Annotated in this window: 12 protein-coding genes, 1 tRNA gene and 1 pseudogene; 3 read left to right on the top strand and 11 right to left on the bottom strand. The window is 68.5% G+C overall.

Annotated features, from left to right (window positions below; genetic code table 11):
* Positions 1 to 131 precede the first annotated feature (131 nt).
* The 10 genes from rpmE to AB0D57_RS25300 all read right to left on the bottom strand — a co-directional run bounded on the left by rpmE (position 132) and on the right by AB0D57_RS25300 (position 13,254).
* The gene (rpmE, locus tag AB0D57_RS25255) at positions 132 to 353 is read right to left on the bottom strand and encodes a 50S ribosomal protein L31 (RefSeq protein WP_033323852.1); all 222 of its coding nucleotides are present in this window, start codon (positions 351 to 353) and stop codon (positions 132 to 134) included.
* A 147-nt stretch (positions 354 to 500) separates the two neighbouring features.
* On the bottom strand, positions 501 to 1,664 hold the full coding sequence (locus AB0D57_RS25260) for an LCP family protein (protein WP_362077142.1): 1,164 nt from the start codon (positions 1,662 to 1,664) through the stop codon (positions 501 to 503).
* Positions 1,665 to 1,874: 210 nt separating this feature from the next.
* Entirely contained in the window at positions 1,875 to 3,677 is a 1,803-nt protein-coding gene (locus AB0D57_RS25265) for a trypsin-like serine protease (protein ID WP_362077145.1), read from the bottom strand.
* Positions 3,678 to 3,867: 190 nt separating this feature from the next.
* Positions 3,868 to 5,916: a transcription termination factor Rho gene (gene rho, locus AB0D57_RS25270; protein WP_362077148.1), complete on the bottom strand. Its 2,049-nt coding sequence runs from the start codon at positions 5,914 to 5,916 to the stop codon at positions 3,868 to 3,870.
* Between the two features lie 388 nt (positions 5,917 to 6,304).
* Positions 6,305 to 7,234, bottom strand: a complete 930-nt coding sequence (thrB, locus tag AB0D57_RS25275) for a homoserine kinase (RefSeq protein ID WP_362077151.1) — start codon at positions 7,232 to 7,234, stop codon at positions 6,305 to 6,307.
* 390 nt (positions 7,235 to 7,624) lie between these two features.
* Entirely contained in the window at positions 7,625 to 8,683 is a 1,059-nt protein-coding gene (thrC, locus tag AB0D57_RS25280; protein WP_362077155.1) for a threonine synthase, read from the bottom strand.
* Between the two features lie 6 nt (positions 8,684 to 8,689).
* Positions 8,690 to 9,982, bottom strand: a complete 1,293-nt coding sequence (locus AB0D57_RS25285; protein ID WP_362077158.1) for a homoserine dehydrogenase — start codon at positions 9,980 to 9,982, stop codon at positions 8,690 to 8,692.
* A 168-nt stretch (positions 9,983 to 10,150) separates the two neighbouring features.
* Entirely contained in the window at positions 10,151 to 11,542 is a 1,392-nt protein-coding gene (lysA, locus tag AB0D57_RS25290; RefSeq protein ID WP_362077161.1) for a diaminopimelate decarboxylase, read from the bottom strand.
* A gap of 17 nt (positions 11,543 to 11,559) precedes the next feature.
* Positions 11,560 to 12,561 (bottom strand): ArgS-related anticodon-binding protein NrtL, encoded by a 1,002-nt coding sequence (gene nrtL, locus AB0D57_RS25295; protein ID WP_362077164.1) that lies wholly within the window; start codon positions 12,559 to 12,561, stop codon positions 11,560 to 11,562.
* Positions 12,562 to 12,759: 198 nt separating this feature from the next.
* Positions 12,760 to 13,254, bottom strand: a complete 495-nt coding sequence (locus tag AB0D57_RS25300; RefSeq protein WP_362077234.1) for a response regulator — start codon at positions 13,252 to 13,254, stop codon at positions 12,760 to 12,762.
* 222 nt (positions 13,255 to 13,476) lie between these two features.
* Here AB0D57_RS25300 and AB0D57_RS25305 point away from each other — a divergent pair.
* Together AB0D57_RS25305 and AB0D57_RS25310 are read left to right on the top strand one after the other, a co-directional pair.
* A tRNA-Arg gene (locus AB0D57_RS25305) sits at positions 13,477 to 13,548 on the top strand.
* Between the two features lie 341 nt (positions 13,549 to 13,889).
* Entirely contained in the window at positions 13,890 to 14,360 is a 471-nt protein-coding gene (locus AB0D57_RS25310) for a GNAT family N-acetyltransferase (protein ID WP_362077167.1), read from the top strand.
* 474 nt (positions 14,361 to 14,834) lie between these two features.
* On the opposite strand, the pseudogene AB0D57_RS25315 reads toward AB0D57_RS25310, so the two are convergent.
* Positions 14,835 to 15,160 (bottom strand): annotated as a pseudogene (locus AB0D57_RS25315) (transposase); the annotation flags it as partial.
* A 59-nt stretch (positions 15,161 to 15,219) separates the two neighbouring features.
* On the opposite strand from AB0D57_RS25315, the gene AB0D57_RS25320 reads away from it, so the two are divergent.
* Entirely contained in the window at positions 15,220 to 15,960 is a 741-nt protein-coding gene (locus AB0D57_RS25320) for a hypothetical protein (RefSeq protein ID WP_362077170.1), read from the top strand.
* Positions 15,961 to 16,070: the final 110 nt, after the last annotated feature.

The following is a 16,070-nucleotide window of genomic DNA, read 5'->3' on the forward strand; positions in this document are numbered from 1 at the left end:
TCTGGGGGTCCCTCCCAGGCCCTTAAGGCACTGGGGGAGAAGTCGAGAGCTCGGGGGAGGGGGCTGCACCGCAAAGCGCCGGTCCCGGCGCCCCCATGCCGGGGACGCCGAAGACCGGCGCTGTGGGCTCGCTACTTCTTGGCAGCGGCAGCCTTGCCGAAGCGGGCCTCGAAGCGGGCCACACGGCCACCGGTGTCGAGGATCTTCTGCTTGCCCGTGTAGAACGGGTGGCACTCGGAGCAGACCTCGGCGCGGATGGAACCGCTGGAGATCGTGCTACGGGTGGTGAACGACGCGCCACAGGTGCAGCTGACCTGCGTCTCGACGTACTCGGGGTGGATGTCGCGCTTCAAGGTGTCTCCTAGTTTCGGGAGGGCGCCGGGTCGCTGCCGCGGATTGCGGAGGCGTGAACCGGAGCCGACGTACCAGTCTGCCAGGACTGGCCGCATCCCCCAAAACCGGGGGGCGCCGCGTTCTATTCCCTGGCTCCGTCAGAAGGCTCACGACGAGCTGACGACACCCTTGGCGGTGCCGGTGGCCGTGCCTTCGGTGGCCGCCTTCGGGATCGCCCGGTCGTTCTTGAGGGCCTTCCAGACCAGCTGGGACTTGTCCTCGTCGACGAGGACGCGGTTGATGTTCGCGCTGTCGTACTGGACCGGCATCGTCACCATGCTCATCTTCGACGAGCTGATGCCCTTGAGACCGCTCGCGAAGGACGCGAGGTTCCTGACCGAGGCGAGGTCTGAGTCGGTGGTGACGGTTTTGGTCGCGCTGTCGGCGATCTTGATCAGCTTGGAGGGGTTGGTCAGCACGCCGATGTGCTTGACCTGCTCGACCAGGGCCTTGATGAACGCCTGCTGAAGCTGGATGCGGCCGAGGTCGGAGCCGTCGCCGACACCGTGCCGGGTGCGGACCAGTCCGAGCGACTGCTCGCCGTTCAGGGTGTGTTCGCCGGCCTTCAGCTCCAGATGGCTGTCCGGGTCGGAGATGTCCTCGGTGGTGGTGATGTCCACCCCGCCCAGGTCGTCGATGAGCTTCTGGAAGCCGCTGAAGTCGACCTCGATGTAGTGGTCCATGCGGATACCGGTCATGGACTCGACGGTCTTCACGGCGCAGGCGGCGCCGCCGGTGGAGTACGCGGAGTTGAACATCACTTCGGAGGCCGCGTCGTGCGTGTCGCCCTTGGCATCGGTGCAGGAGGGGCGCTCGATGAGGGTGTCGCGGGGTATGGAGACCACGCTGGCCTTCTTGTGACCCTGGTACACGTGCACGATCATCGCCGTGTCCGAGCGGGCGGTGCCGTCGTCGCTGCCGCCGCCCAGGTCCTCGTTGGCGCCGGAGCGGGTGTCCGAGCCCAGCACCAGGATGTCCTGGGAGCCGTTGTCGACGTTCAGGGGCCGGTCGGCGCCGAGAGCGTTGTTGATGTCGACGCTCTTGATGTTGCCGTTGAGCTTGAAGTACAGGTATCCGGCGCCGGTGCCGCCCAGGACGACGATGCCCGCCGCGGTCCAGGCCGTGATGAGCAGGGCCTTGCCGCGTTTGCCGCGCGGCTTGCGGCGGCGGCCCTTCGCGCGGCGGCGTGGGCCACTGGTACGGGTACCGGTCTCGCCCGCTATGTCGGGCTCCCCCGCGGCACCGAGTTCGAACGTGCTCTCGGCAGGCATGCGCTCCTCTGTCCCTCTACGTTCGGTTACCCCCTGCTTTCAGGGTCAGGCCCCGCCTGTCGTCGTGACGCGTACCGCTCCATGGTCACTCTGTACGGGCAGACGGGGAAACTCGGGAAAGGGTTGCACGACGCAGCGTGCCCACCACGTGGTGCGATGGACACGCTGTGTCACCGGCGAGCTCGGGCAAACCCCTGCTCACCTGCGATTTCAGGCGAAGACGTCGTACTGCTTGAAATCGGTGCCGATCTTGATTCTTGTGGCGAACATCTCGCTGGTGGCCTTGCCCGTGCCCTTGTACAGGTAGAGCGTGCCGCCGGGCGTACGGGCCAGGAAGTCGGCCTTGCCGTCGCCGGTGACGTCACCGGGGGCGACGAACGCGTTGTAACCGGCCCAGGTGCGCACCTTGACGCGGGCCGAGAACGCCCCGCTGCCCGCCTTGCCGGTGCCCTTGTACAGATAGATGTACGAGCCGCTCTTGCTGCGCGCGATCAGGTCGGCCTTGCCGTCGCCGGTGAAGTCGCCGTGGCCGCGCAGGAGGTTGTACTGGTTCCAGCCGGAGCCGACCTTGACGCGCGCCGAGAAGGTGCCGTTGCCCTTGCCCGGGTAGATCCACAGGGCGCCGCCGGAGTCGACGGAGAGCAGGTCGGGCAGGGCGTCGCCGGTCACGTCACCGGGGGCGACGACGCGGGTGCGGGTCCTCCAGTCGCTGAAGAGCTTCGTGTCGGCCCAGGAGTCCGTGGACGGCACGTAGTGCCGCCAGCGGATGTCGCCGCTGGAGCTCACGCGCTCGATGAAGTCCTGGTAGCCGTCCCGGTTGAGGTCGGTCTGGAGGATCAGGTTGGACCTGCTCCAGACACCCCACGACTGACGCGCACCGAACGAGGTGCCCTTGGAGTCCTTCTCGAAGGCCTCCTTGCCGGAGGACTTGCGCACGAACAGGTCGGCCTTGTGGTCACCGCTGAGGTTGGTGTCCTCGATCCGCGGATACGTGGCACCGACGTAGGTGCTGACCTTCGTGAAGACGCTGTACGCGCCCTTCTCGACGCAGTCCTTCACACCCCAGGAGACGACACCCACGATCCGGCCGTTGACGCCGCCGACGACCAGCGGGCCGCCGGAGTCGCCGTTGCAGGCCGAGGTGGTGCCGGTGTCACTGCCGGTCGCCGGGGTGCCCGCGCAGACCATGTGGCCCTTGATGAAGGCACTGCCGTAGGTGTCGGCGCAGGTGGCGTCCGACTTGATGGGCAGCGTGGCCGTCTTCAGGTTCTCGGAGATGTCCTGGGTGGTGGAGCTGGTGCGGCCCCAGCCGTAGACCGTCGCCTCGGTGCCGGACTTGTACGACGCGGTGTCGCCCGACGTCGTCATCCGGATCGGCTTGGCCTTGATCGGGTTGGGCAGGGTGAGCACCGCGATGTCGTTGTTGATGGTCGACGCGCTGTACGAGGGGTGGTTCCACTGGCGCCAGACGCCCGAGACGGTACCGCCGTGCACGTCGGTGCCGTCGGCCGAGGGGAGCTGCGAGGTGCCGGTCACGATGGCGCCGTTCGCGTGCCAGTCGTAGCCCTTGACGCAGTGCGCGGCGGTGAGGATCTTCGTCGGCGACACCACGGCGCCCCCGCAGAAGAAGCCGAAGTCGTCGCTGGTGCTGCTGGTGCCCTTGTCGTCGAGGTACCAGAGCTGCGCCATCCACGGGGCGTTGGCGATGGCCGTCGTGGTGCCGCCGATGATCTTCGGCTCGATGGTCGCGCCGCCGGTGCCCGCGCTCAGCGCGGACTTCTTCATCGTGGTCCCACCGGCCGTGCCGTCACTGGCGACGGCTCCCGCTATCCGCTGCCGCAGCTCGGTCAGGGAGGGCGAGGAGGTGCTGGGCTTCGCCATCGATGTCGACGGCGTGGGTGCGGCGTTCGCGGACGACATCAGGAGCGCGCCGCCGACCGCGGCCGCCAGGGTCGCCGCCGCGACGGGCACGGCTATACGTATACGGCGTCTGTGACGACCGCGTCCGGACATGGACGTATCCACTCAAGTCCCCCCAGGAGCTTGCGAGTTCTAAGAAGTTTCAAAGAATCGCGATCGTACACCTGTCCCATTCCACGCAAAGGGCCGCCCCCGTCACCTGAGTGACGGGGGCGGCCCTTTGCGCTACTGACCAGTTACCGACCGGCTACTGACCAGCTACCGACTACTGATCCTGCTGACGTCAGTCGTTGCCGTTGCCCGGCGACGGCGTCGTCTTCTGGATCTGCAGCAGGAACTCGCCGTTCGACTTCGTCTGCTTCATCTTGTCGAGCAGCAGCTCGATCGCCTGCTGCTGGTCGAGCGCGTGCAGCACGCGACGCAGCTTCCAGGTGACGGCGAGCTCGTCGCTGCCGAGCAGGATCTCTTCCTTACGGGTACCGGACGCGTCGACGTCCACCGCCGGGAAGATGCGCTTGTCGGCGAGCTTCCGGTCGAGCTTGAGCTCCATGTTGCCGGTGCCCTTGAACTCCTCGAAGATCACCTCGTCCATGCGGGACCCGGTGTCGACGAGCGCGGTCGCGAGGATGGTCAGCGAACCGCCGTCCTCGATGTTGCGGGCCGCACCGAAGAAGCGCTTCGGGGGGTAGAGGGCCGTCGAGTCGACACCACCGGACAGGATGCGGCCTGAGGCCGGGGCGGCGAGGTTGTACGCACGGCCCAGACGCGTGATCGAGTCGAGCAGGACGACGACGTCGTGGCCCAGCTCCACCAGGCGCTTGGCGCGCTCGATGGCGAGCTCGGCGACCGTGGTGTGGTCCTCGGCCGGACGGTCGAAGGTCGAGGAGATGACCTCGCCCTTCACCGACCGCTGCATGTCGGTGACCTCTTCCGGACGCTCGTCGACCAGGACGACCATCAGGTGGCACTCGGGGTTGTTGTGCGTGATCGCGTTGGCGACCGCCTGCATGATCATGGTCTTGCCGGTCTTCGGCGGGGCCACGATCAGACCGCGCTGGCCCTTACCGATCGGCGACACGAGGTCGATGATGCGGGTGGTCAGCACGCCCGGGTCGGTCTCCAGGCGGAGCCGGTCCTGCGGGTACAGCGGGGTCAGCTTGTTGAACTCCGGTCGCCCACGGCCGGATTCGGGCGCCATGCCGTTCTGGGAGTCCAGGCGCACGAGCGCGTTGAACTTCTCGCGGCGCTCGCCCTCCTTCGGCTGCCGGACCGCTCCGGTGACGTGGTCACCCTTGCGCAGACCGTTCTTGCGGACCTGGGCGAGGGAGACGTACACGTCGTTGGGACCCGGCAGGTAGCCGGACGTACGGATGAACGCGTAGTTGTCGAGGATGTCCAGGATGCCCGCGACGGGGATCAGGACGTCGTCGTCGGCGAGCTGCGGCTCGTTCGGGCCGAACTCCTCGCGGCCACGACGGCCACGACGGTCGCGGTAGCGCCCACGACGGCCGCGACGGCCACCGTCGAAGTCGTCGTCGTCCTGCGGGCCGTTGTCGCGCTGCTGGCGGTCCTGTCGGTCCTGACGGCCGCCACCCTGCTGCTGCCGGTCCTGGCGCTCCTGACGCTGCTGACCGGCGCCGCCGCCCTGGCCCTGACCCTGCTGCTCGTCGCCCTTGCCACCGCGGCGGTCGCGGTCACGGCCACCACGGTCACGGTCGGCGCGGTCACGGCGGTCACGACGGCCCTGACGGCCCTCGGCGCCGTCACCGGCGTCGGCCTTGGCCTCCACGGAGACCTCGACCTTCGGCTCGCTCTTCGCCTCGGCGGTGACCGTCTCCGGGCTGCCCGCCTCGGCCACGGCGCGGCGGCGGCGACGCTCGCCCACGGGGGCGTCGTCGCTGGCCGGCTGGCCGGGGATCTCGATCTGCTGCTGGGCCACGGGGGCCACGGCCTTGTCGGCGGCCTTACCGGCCTTGCTCTCGGCCGCGGCGGCCTCCTCGCCCGTACGGGCCTTGGAGGTGGCGCGGCGCCTCGGCTTGGCCTCGGCGGCGTCCCCGGCGGGCGAGGATGCGGCGCTCTTCGCCGAGGTTCCTCCCCCGGCCTGCGCCTCCTTGATGACCTCGATCAGCTGGCTCTTGCGCATCCGCGCGGTGCCCCTGATACCGAGGCCGGACGCGACCTGCTGCAGCTCGGCCAGCACCATGCCGTCGAGGCCGGTACCGCGGCGCCGCCGGGAGCCGGCACCGGAGGCAGGCGCGGCAGAGGCGTCCGTGGCGGGCGCGGCAGCGGTCTCCTCGACACGTGCGCCCATCAGATCGGTGGTGTCGCTCACGAAGGGTCCTTCCCTGGAGCGGACGTCGGCCTGTCTGGCTCGGCGACCGGTTGTGCTGTCCGGATTTGGTCCTTGCTGTGTGGACCGTGCCGGGGCGGTGGTCCGCCAAAGCGGCGGAAGACATATCTGGTGATGACGATTCCGGATCCGTGGCACTGAATTGCGGTGTCATCGGCACGGTCACGCCGGTTCCGGAGCGTGCTCAACACTGCTTGGCGCATAGCACCCAATGCACGGCACAAAGCAGTTTGGGAGGCTCCCGGAAGAATGGTTGTCCCGGACGGGGACGTGAAGCACCTCGCCGTGGTGGGGTCGGGTGCAGACTTGAGGTTAACACTACCGGATCCAACAAACATTCCCCCTCTCGAAATCCGGTAACCGCGCGCCTTTACTGGACACCGACCGGGGCGAGCGGCAACAGGCTCGCCCCTTGGGCATCGAGGTCCAGTCGATTGGCGGCCCAGCCCTGACCTGCGAGGTGGGCGACTTTGTCGGCCGACTCACGGTCGGCCAGCGCGAGGACCGTGGGGCCCGCGCCGGAGATCACCGCGGGGATGCCGTCGGCCCGCAGCCGCTCCACCAGCGCCGCGCTCTCCGGCATCGCCGGGGCGCGGTACTCCTGGTGCAGCCGGTCCTCCGTAGCGGGCAGCAGCAGCTCGGGGCGTCGGCTCAGGGCCTCCACGAGCAGTGCGGCACGGCCCGCGTTGGCAGCGGCGTCGACATGCGGAACGGTGCGGGGCAGCAGACCGCGCGCGGTCTCGGTGAGGACCGGCTTTCCCGGTACGAAAACCACCGGAACGATGGAATCGGCCGGATCCATCCTGATCGCGCGCGCGGCACCGGCCTCCATCCAGGAAAGCGTGAAGCCGCCGAGCAGACAGGCCGCGACATTGTCGGGGTGTCCCTCGATCTCGGTGGCGAGCTCGAGCAGCGCGGTGTCGTCGAGCTTGCTGTCGCCGCCTATCGTCACGGCACGCGCGGCGACGATGCCGGCGCAGATCGCGGCCGAGGAGGAGCCGAGGCCCCGCCCGTGGGGGATGCGGTTGGCGCAGACGATCTCGAGGCCGCGCGGCTGTCCGCCCAGCAGATCGAAAGCGGTGCGCAGGGAGCGTACGAGGAGATGGCTCTCGTCGCGCGGGAGCGTCTCGCTGCCCTCACCTGCGATGTCGATGTGCAGCCCGGAGTCGGCCACCCGGACGACCACGTCGTCGTACAGCCCCAGTGACAGGCCGAAGGCGTCGAAGCCCGGCCCGAGATTGGCGCTGGTGGCGGGGACGCGCACCCGGACGGCGGCGGCACGGAACGCTGGACCGGCCATCGCTCGATGACTCTCCTTGAGCTGCGTGATTGTCGAAGACATTCGATAGGTACGTGGAGACCCTCAGACCGCAATGACGGCGCGGCACCGTGCCGTATGCGGAGGCATATGCGGCAGGCGGGTTCGGTACAGCCTATCGAAGGAAGGTTCTGTGGCGACATAGGGCGCACAGGAGGCGCACGATGCGTGTCGTAAGCCCCCTGTGCACCCCCCATCGGGTTGCGGTAGGGGTGGCCCTGACTACGGCCTTTACCGGGCCGCGTTGGACGCGTGGGACGGGTTCGCGTCTGTCGCCTGACAGGTTGCGTCTGGCGCGTTCGCGCCTGACAGATTACGTCCGGCAGGCTCACGCCCGACGGGTTGCCTCTGGCGGGTTTGCGTCAGGCGGCTTTACGCCAGTCCGAGCCGCTCCGCCGCCGTGACCGCGTCCACCGGAACGGTGACCGGCTGCGGGGCGCCGGCGACGGCCCAGTCCGGATCCTTGAGCCCGTTTCCAGTGACCGTGCAGACGATCCTCTGGCCGGGGTCGACCTTGCCCTGCTCGGCGGCCTTCAGCAGACCGGCGACGGACGCGGCGGACGCGGGCTCGACGAAAACGCCCTCCTGCGCGGCCAACAGCCGGTAGGCGCGCAGGATTTCACGGTCCGTCACCTCGTCGATGACGCCGCCGGACTCGTCCCGCGCGGCCAGCGCGAACTTCCACGAGGCCGGGTTGCCGATGCGGATCGCGGTGGCGATGGTCGAGGGGTCCTTGACGACCTCGCCGCGCACGATGGGCGCGGAACCGGCGGCCTGGAAGCCCCACATGCGCGGGGTCTGCCGGGCGATGCCGTCGGCGGCGTACTCCTGATAGCCCTTCCAGTACGCGGTGATGTTGCCCGCGTTGCCCACCGGCAGGACGTGGATGTCGGGCGCGTCGCCGAGCATGTCCACGATCTCGAACGCGGCGGTCTTCTGGCCCTCGATACGCACCGGGTTGACCGAATTGACCAGCGCCACCGGGTAGTTGTCCGACAGCGAGCGCGCCAGCGTCAGACAGTCGTCGAAGTTGCCGTCGACCTGAAGGATCTTCGCGCCGTGCACCAGGGCCTGGCCCATCTTGCCGATGGCGATCTTGCCCTGCGGGACGAGCACGGCACACACCATGCCCGCGCGCACGGCGTACGCGGCCGCGGAGGCGGACGTATTGCCGGTGGAGGCGCAGATGACAGCCTTCGCGCCCTCCTCCTTGGCCCGCGTGATGGCCATGGTCATACCGCGATCCTTGAAGGACCCGGTCGGGTTGGCGCCCTCCACCTTCAGGTGGACCTCGCAGCCCGTGCGCTCGGAGAGCACCTGCGCGGGCACGAGCGGCGTACCGCCCTCACGAAGCGTCACGACCGGCGTGCTGTCGGACACCGGAAGCCGGTCCCGGTACTCCTCGATGATTCCGCGCCACTGGTGGGTCATTGCTGGTTACTCTCCTTCAACCCGCATGATGCTGGCGACACCCCGCACGGTGTCGAGGCTGCGCAGCGCCTCCACGGTCCCGTTCAGGGACGCGTCGGACGCTCGATGAGTGACGACGACGAGAGAAGCCTCGCCGGCCTTGCCCTGCTGTCGAACCGTATCGATCGACACGCCGTGCTCGGCGAAGACGGTGGCCACCTGGGCGAGAACACCCGGTTTGTCTGCCACGTCGAGGCTGATGTGGTAACGCGTGACGACCTCGCCCATGGGTGAGACGGGCAGCTGGGTGTACGCGGAGTCGCCGGGGCCGGTCGCACCGCTGAGTTTGTTGCGGCAGACGGCGACGAGGTCGCCGAGCACGGCGGACGCGGTGGGGGCGCCGCCGGCGCCCGGACCGTAGAACATGAGCTGCCCGGCGGCATCCGATTCGACGAACACGGCGTTGTACGCGCCGCGCACGGAGGCGAGCGGGTGGGTCAGCGGAATCATCGCGGGATGCACACGCGCGGTCACCGACCCCCCGTCGGCGGCCCGCTCACAGATGGCGAGCAGCTTGATGGTGCAGCCCATCTCCTTCGCCGAGGCGAAGTCGGCGGCGGTGACCTCGGCCATGCCCTCGCGGTACACGTCGTCGAGCCGCACGCGCGTGTGGAAGGCGATTCCGGCGAGGATCGCGGCCTTGGCGGCGGCATCGAAGCCTTCGACGTCAGCGGTCGGGTCGGCCTCGGCATACCCGAGCGCGGTGGCCTCGTCGAGGGCTTCCTGGTAGCCCGCGCCCGTGGAGTCCATCTTGTCGAGGATGAAGTTCGTGGTGCCGTTGACGATGCCCATCACACGGTTGATCTTGTCGCCGGCGAGGGACTCGCGCAGCGGCCGGATGAGCGGGATGGCACCGGCGACGGCTGCCTCGTAGTAGAGGTCCTTGCCGTGCTCCTCGGCGGCGGCGTGCAGCGCCGCGCCGTCCTGGGCCAGCAGCGCCTTGTTGGCGGAGACGACGGAGGCACCGTGCTCGAAGGCGGTGGTGATGAGGGAGCGGGCGGGCTCGATACCGCCGATGACCTCGACGACGACGTCGATGTCCCCGCGTTTGACGAGCGCGGTGGCGTCGGTGGTGACGAGGTCGGGGTCGATACCCTCACGGACCCTGGAGGGACGGCGGACGGCGACTCCGGCCAGCTCCACCGGAGCGCCGATCCTGGCCGCGAGGTCGGCGGCGTGCGTCGTCATGATGCGCGCCACCTCTGAGCCGACTACCCCACAGCCCAGCAGCGCCACCTTCAGCGGACGCGTACGCATCATCCGACCTCGTTTCCTCATACCGTCTACGGTTGGACCAGTCTCACTCACCGGACGGGACTTTCTATCCTTTGTCCGGATCGTGAGACGCTTATTTCATTTTTCGAGTAGGTGAATACAGGAGATCTTCCACCCGGGTCACCTGGGTCATCGGCTGTGTCATCCGCCCTGTCACCCGACGTCGAGGCGCAGGAGGTCCTCCTCCGTCTCACGGCGGACGATGACCCGGGCCTCGCCGTCGTTCACGGCGACGACCGGCGGCCGCAGTGCGTGGTTGTAGTTGCTGGCCATGGACCGGCAGTACGCACCGGTGGCCGGCACGGCGATGAGGTCACCGGGCGCCAGGTCGGCGGGCAGGAACGCATCCCGCACCACGATGTCCCCGCTCTCGCAGTGCTTGCCGACGACGCGGACGAGCATGGGCTCGGCGTCGGAGGAGCGCGACACAAGAGCGACGCTGTACTCGGCGTCGTACAGAGCGGTCCGGATGTTGTCGGACATGCCCCCGTCCACGGAGACGTACGTCCGCAGCCCCTCGAGGGGCTTGATGGTGCCGACCTCGTAGAGCGTGAAGGCGGTCGGCCCGACGATGGCGCGCCCGGGTTCGACGGAGATACGAGGCGTCCGCAGGTTGGCGGCCTCGCACTCCCGCGTCACGATCTCGCTCAGCGCCTTGGCGATCTCGTGCGGCTCGCGCGGGTCGTCCTCGCTGGTGTAGGCGATGCCGAGACCGCCGCCGAGGTCGATCTCGGGCAGCTCGACACCGTGCTCGTCCCGGACGGCGGCGAGGAGCGACACGACACGACGGGCGGCGACCTCGAACCCGGCCATGTCGAAGATCTGGGACCCGATGTGCGAGTGAATCCCCACCAGCTCGAGCCCGTCGAGGGAGAGCGCGCGGCGCACGGCTTCCGCGGCCTGCCCATCGGCCAGCGCGATCCCGAACTTCTGGTCCTCGTGCGCGGTGGCGATGAACTCGTGCGTGTGCGCCTCCACGCCCACGGTCACCCGGATCTGCACGCGCTGCCGCTTGCCGAGCGACCGGGCGATGTGCGCGACCCGCACGATCTCCTGGAACGAGTCGAGGACGATACGCCCGACACCGGTCTCGACGGCGATGGTGATCTCTTCGGTGGACTTGTTGTTGCCGTGGAAGGCGATCCGGTCGGCGGGCATACCGGCGGAGAGGGCGGTGGCGAGTTCCCCACCGGAGCACACATCGAGGTTGAGCCCCTCCTCGTGCAGCCACCGCACGATGGCGCGGGAGAGAAACGCCTTGCCCGCGTAGAAGACATCGGCGTCATGCCCGAAGGCGGTACGCCAGGCACGCGCGCGGGCCCGGAAGTCGGCCTCGTCGACGAAGTAGGCGGGGGTGCCGAACTCCTCGGCGAGCGTGGTCACATCAATGCCACCGACACTGACCGCGCCACTGTCCGTACGAGTGACGGTGTGCGCCCAGACCTTCGGGTCGAGGGCGTTGAGGTCGGCGGGCGGGGCGGAGTAGTGACCCTCGGGCAGGACATCGGCGTGACGGGGCCCGGCGGGGTGTGCGGAACGGCTCATTCTTCTCTCACAGATAGTCACAGATGGTCGGGTGCGCTGATGCCGAGCAGGGACAGGCCGCCGGCCAGCACCGTCCCGGCGGCTTCGGCGAGCGCGAGCCGGGCGCGGTGGGCGGCCGAGGGTTTGTCGTCGCCGAGCGGCAGCACGGTGTGCTGAAAGGCGAGCAGGGCATCGGCCGTACTGACGAGGTGCCGGGCGAGACGATCGGGCGCACGGTGGGTCGCGGCGACGCTCAGGGCATGGGGGTGGTCGGCGAGGGCGCCCAGGAGGTGGTCGGCGTGGGGTCCGTCACCGGGGGCGCCGGGGATGCCTTCGGCTTGGCGTACGTCACCGGGGGCGCCGGTGTAGCCGAGCGCGGCGGCGTTGCTGGTGAGGGCCCGGGTGCGGGCGTGGGCGTACCGGACGCGGAAGAGAGGGTTGCTCTCGCGCTGGACGAGGTGGTCCGCCGTGATCCGGGGCCGATCATGGCCGGCCGGGTGGAGCAGGGCCCAGCGGGCGGCGTCGGGGCCGAGCGGGGTGGGGTCCTCGGACGCCGGCACGGGCCGGAGATTCACCGGCTCGGCGTGCCGCACCTCGGCGCGGCCACCCTGGGTGGCGACGATCCGTACGACCGCGTCGGCGACGACCTCCGCGCGGACGTCGTACGGGATCCGGAGCGGGACGGTCTGCCCGGCGAGGGCGTCCCCGTGGCCGTAGGAGCCGCGCTGGATCTCCCGTACGAGGGAGGCGACGGCCGCGTCCGCGAGCCGAATGTTGAGAAACCCCGGGCCGGTGATCGCCACGTCGGTTACACCGTCCGTACCGGCGAGATGGGGACGCAGGATCTCGGCCACCTGCCGGGGCGGCCGTCCGGCCGAGCGCGCGAGCTGCAACGCGATGTTCGTCGCGTAGTCCCCGCACCCGCCCGGCCCCGGCGGCGTCACCACCGCCCGCACCGGCACGGCCACGCTCAGCTCCCCCTCGTCCACAGCACGACGCACCGCGCGCAGCACGGTACGGGAGAGCTCGACGGGGGTCACGGGACAAGCGTAGGGGAGGAGGGGGGTGGGTAGGCGACTCGGTTTTGCCCGGGGTCCGGGATGTGGACGCCGGTCCCAGGTTGGGCGGACTGCCGAGGCACGCGCCCTCACAGACGGCCGCGCCCCACGGCCGCAACGACTCCACAAGACCGCAGGACTGTCACTCCGTCGACTAGGACTACGACTACGGATACGACCTCAGTGCCCGGCGCGCCCAGCACGCTCGGCCTCGTCCACCCCGAACCCGTCCGTGGCGAACCCCTCCGCACGAAAGGCACCTTCGAACGACAAGCCCGCATCGCCTCCGCCTCCGCCACCGCCCCCGACACCCTCACTCCCCCGCCGCTCCATCAACTCCCTTACGAGCCGCACGAGTTCCGAAGGCTCGAAGGGCTTGGCGAGGAAGGCGTCGACACCCACATCGAGCCCGCTCTCGACCTCGTACTGAGTGCAGGCACTGACGATCGCGAGGGGAAGATTCCGGGTCCGGGGATCGGCACGCAACCGGGCAGCGGTCCGCAGCCCGTCGAGCCGAGGCATGACCACATCCAGGGTCACCACATCGGGTCGCACGTGATGCACGACGTCCAGGCATTCGGCACCGTCGGCCGCGGTCACGACCTCGATGCCCTCCAGCTCGAGGTTGACCCTGATCAGTTGCCGGATGACCTTGTTGTCGTCCACAACAAGCACCCGCCCGGACGCGCCTGGCACAACTCGAGAGTAGGTCCGCCCCCACCGCCGCGTCCGGGTTTTCCCCACTTCCACCCCCATACGGGGCCTCCGCCCCTCCCCCACGGACAACCCGCCTCCCCCTCCCCAGGACACCGCCCCTCCCCCACGTAAACCCATGCCAGTCACCCCCGAAAGAGCTGGTAGGGTTCTACCCGTCGCCGCACACACCGCGGCCGACACGCCCCCGTAGCTCAGGGGATAGAGCAACGGCCTCCGGAGCCGTGTGCGCAGGTTCGAATCCTGCCGGGGGCACCCGTTATGAGGTGCCCAAAGACCCCGTCACCAGCGGAAACGCTGCGGTCGGGGTCTTCGCGTATGTGCAGCCATATGCAGCGCTGAGCGGCCCTAGGACGGGGGCTGTGGACTACTTGTGGACAGGATCTTGGAGCGTCTGCCCAGGCCAAAGCAGCTGCCTCGGACGCGGACACAGCCCGGCGTGCCAGTTCCGCTCCAGATCCGCTGCGTCGAATACGCTGCGAAGACGTCCAGCCTGACGGCCTTGACCTTGCGTAAGCACAACAGACTGCCGCACGGCGGCGGCTCTTCACGTCGGCTCGGATGGCGCAGCTGCCGGATGCAGGAAGGGGTGTGGCATGAGGTCCCCAGGCGTGCACCTGCAGGAGATCACCGACGACAACCGGGATGCCGTTCGTGCCCTCCGCGTCCGACGTGACCAGAAGCAGTTCGTCGCCTCCGTGTCCAAGTCGCTCAAGGAAGCGACAAAGAAACCGGAGGCCAATCCCTGGTACCGCGCCGTGTACCGCGGCGACGAGCCAGTCGGCTTCGTGATGCTGTCGTGGAAGCCACGGGCTGGTCCTTACAAAGGGCGGCACTTCATCTGGCGCCTCCTCATCGACAAGCGGCACCAGAGGCGAGGGATCGGCCGAGAGGCGCTCACGCAGATCGTCGCCCTGGTTCGCGCGGACGGCGCTACCGAACTGCTGACCAGCTACGATCCTGGCGACGGCGAACCGTGGCCCTTCTACCAGAAGTTCGGGTTCGAGCCCACCGGGGAGATCGACGACGGCGAGATCGTTCTGCGGCTCGTCTTCCCCGCTCAGTGAGCTCATACGGGAAACCGCAGACGGCTTGCTCCATGACAGAATTGGACGACCTCGGAACGTTCGGCGCCCCCGACGTTCGTGAGAAACTCTCCGAAGTGACAGGACGTCGTTACGAAATTCCTTCCTTCGCGAATCACCTCACGGACTTTTCAATCCTAGATGGGCCTCGTGGCGGAATCCTCGCTAAACGTGGAACTCAGCGCAGACTCCGTTACCGGTTTATTGACCCCTTGATGCCTCCTTTCATTTTGATGAAAGGAAGCGCAGATGGTCTGGTCACTGGAGTAACGTGACCTCCCACGCACTTCGCTTGGAAGGTACTTCCGTACTGCGGCCTGCTGGATCCCGCCTTCCAAGCGCCTGTTCCAACTCCTGGACGCGGCGGCACGGGCTAAGCATTTGACCTGGGCGAATTCCGATACGAGAGAGCGGGAGTCAGTCTCACTGACTCCCGCTCTTTCTCGTTGCCTCTCGCTGATGAGCGCGCACCACCGTGGAATCCACCCCGATGTCCCAGTCGATGTCACAGGCGGCATCCGCTTCGGTTGGACCTGCTGGAGCAGCCGCTCCCAGGTTCCGTCGGCCGACCACAGCCGGTGCCGCTCATAGACCGTCTTCCACGGCCTGAACCGTTTCGGCAGGTCACGCCAGTGAATCCCGGTCCGCACCCAGTGCAAGATCCCGTCGATCACCTGCCGATGATCCCGCCACCTACCGCATCGAACATTGCCCACCGGCAGGAACGGCCGCAGCCGCTCCCACTCGGCATCTGTCAGATCATCCCGCGCCTGGCCGAGCAACGATCCGACGAGGTGACAGTCACATGGGCGGACAAATCCCAGGGCTTACGCTCCCGGGCATGACCAAGTTCTTCGCCACTGTGTGCCTGCCGCCGACCGCGCCCCGGAAGGTTCCACAGGCGATAGCTGCCACCATGGCGCCCTACAACGCCAACCTCACCGAGGAATGGAATCCGGTCGGCCACTGGGACTGGTGGGCCATCCACTCCAGCCCGGGCAACGCCTACCTCGTGTTGCCTCCGCACGACGGCGACCGCAGGCTCGTCACGGCCTCAACCGTGCCGCGCAGGAAGGCCAAGCTCGATGCCCTCGGGCCGCTGGAATGCTACGGCGGACCTCGGGGTCTGCTCGACTTCGACGGTATGCGGAAACGAGCGGCGCTTACGCATGACGCCCTGCTCTCCGCTTGGACCGAACTGACCGCGATACACCCGCCGGCCCGCCCGCTCGCCGAGTTCCTCGCTCGCCACGAGGCCGATCCTGAAAGGTACTCCTTGGCAGACGCCAAGAAGGAGCATCTGGCCCAGCCGCTGGTGCAGGACGTGGCCCAGCGGGCCGTCGCGGGAGACCCGCACTTTGACACGTCGTTCCTGCTCAACGACCCGGTTGCATACTTCGCGCAGGAACACGAGGAAGCCCGGCTGTGGTCGGTCCGGTGCGCCGTGCCCGGCTTCGCCCTGGTCACCCTTGACGGCTCGTGGATGGACGCGGACACAGACGGCCACTGGGAACAAGCCAACCGGTATCTCGACGGCCTCGACGCCGAGGCCGTCGTCCTCGACCTACTCTGTCACTCCTGAGTCGTCAGACCGGGCCGACCCATGGAGGTCGGTCCGGCGGCTGTGCGGCGGGAGACCGTGATCACCCGGACAGGATCTGGGCGGGGCTTGGCACGTCCATCTGCGGCGTT

Source organism: Streptomyces sp. NPDC048275, from assembly GCF_040652275.1.
In the GTDB taxonomy this organism is placed as follows: Bacteria; Actinomycetota; Actinomycetes; order Streptomycetales; family Streptomycetaceae; genus Streptomyces.